This window comes from Mycolicibacterium rhodesiae (assembly GCF_002086695.1).
Lineage (GTDB): Bacteria > Actinomycetota > Actinomycetes > Mycobacteriales > Mycobacteriaceae > Mycobacterium > Mycobacterium rhodesiae.
Window position 1 is genome coordinate 1 of record NZ_MVIH01000050.1, and the last position, 350, is coordinate 350.

At 60.6% G+C, this 350-nt stretch carries 1 protein-coding gene; it reads left to right on the plus strand.

From position 1 onward, the window contains the following. A partial coding sequence (locus BST42_RS28890; protein ID WP_165760963.1) for an ABC transporter permease occupies positions 1–350 on the plus strand: 350 nt, incomplete at both ends.

The window sequence follows — 350 nt, forward strand, 5'->3', positions numbered from 1 at the left end:
GTGGTGGCCGGGATCGGGTTGGCCGCCACCTTCGGGGCCGGGGTGACCGCCCAGTTGGGGGCGATGCGGATCAATGAGGAGATCGACGCCCTGGAATCGATGGGCATCCCCCCGGTCGAATACCTGGTGAGCACCCGGATCGTGGCGGGCATGGTGGCGATCACCCCGCTGTACTCGATCGCGGTCATCCTGTCGTTTGTCGCCAGCCAGTTCACCACCGTGGTGCTCTTCGGCCAATCCGGGGGCTTGTATGACCACTACTTCAACACGTTTTTGAATCCCATCGACTTGTTGTGGAGTTTCCTGCAAGCAATCCTGATGGCCATCACGATCCTGTTGATCCACACCTA